The following is a 609-nucleotide window of genomic DNA, read 5'->3' as shown; positions in this document are numbered from 1 at the left end:
TGGATGCGTTGGCTGCGTCCCGTCGGGCGGAGGGTCTGGCGGGGAGTTCGCTGGCCTGGGGTCTGTGGGCGACGGCTGGTGGTATGGCGGGTGAGCTCGGTGAGGCCGAGATTGCGCGTCTGGAGCGGATGGGTACGTTGGCGTTGCCGACGGGGCTGGGTCTGGAGTTGTTCGATCAGGCGCGGCAGGTGGATGAGGCGCTGTTGGTGCCGGTGTTGCTGGATCTGGGTGTGTTGCGGGCGCAGGCGCGGGCGGGGTTGTTGCCGGCGTTGTTCCGTGGTCTGGTGCGGGCTCAGGTGCGTCAGTCGGGTGCCGGTGGTGGTTCGTTGGTGCAGCGGCTGGCGGGTGTGGCTTCGGGTGAGCGGGAGCCGGTGGTCCTGGAGTTGGTGGTTGCTCAGGTGGCGGCTGTTCTGGGTCATGCGTCGGTGTCGGCGGTGGATCCGGAGCGTGCGTTCCGTGAGTTGGGTATCGACTCGTTGGGTGCGGTGGAGCTGCGCAACCGGCTGACGCAGGCGACGGGTCTGCGGCTGCCGACGACGCTGGTCTTCGACCACCCGACCCCGGCGGCCATCGCACGCCTCCTCCTCGACGAGATCGGCGAGGCCGAGC

Annotated in this window: 1 protein-coding gene; it reads left to right on the top strand. The window is 69.3% G+C overall.

Going from position 1 to position 609, the window contains the following annotated elements; genetic code table 11:
- Nucleotides 1–83 precede the first annotated feature (83 nt).
- Nucleotides 84–609 (top strand): acyl carrier protein (locus IO30_RS46570; RefSeq protein WP_209439909.1); only part of this gene is annotated, 526 nt, incomplete at its 3' end.

This window comes from Streptomyces xanthophaeus, assembly GCF_000725805.1.
GTDB classification, from domain to species: domain Bacteria; phylum Actinomycetota; class Actinomycetes; order Streptomycetales; family Streptomycetaceae; genus Streptomyces; species Streptomyces xanthophaeus.
Note: the sequence above shows the minus strand (reverse complement) of the source record. Positions and strands in the feature narration are given on the sequence as shown.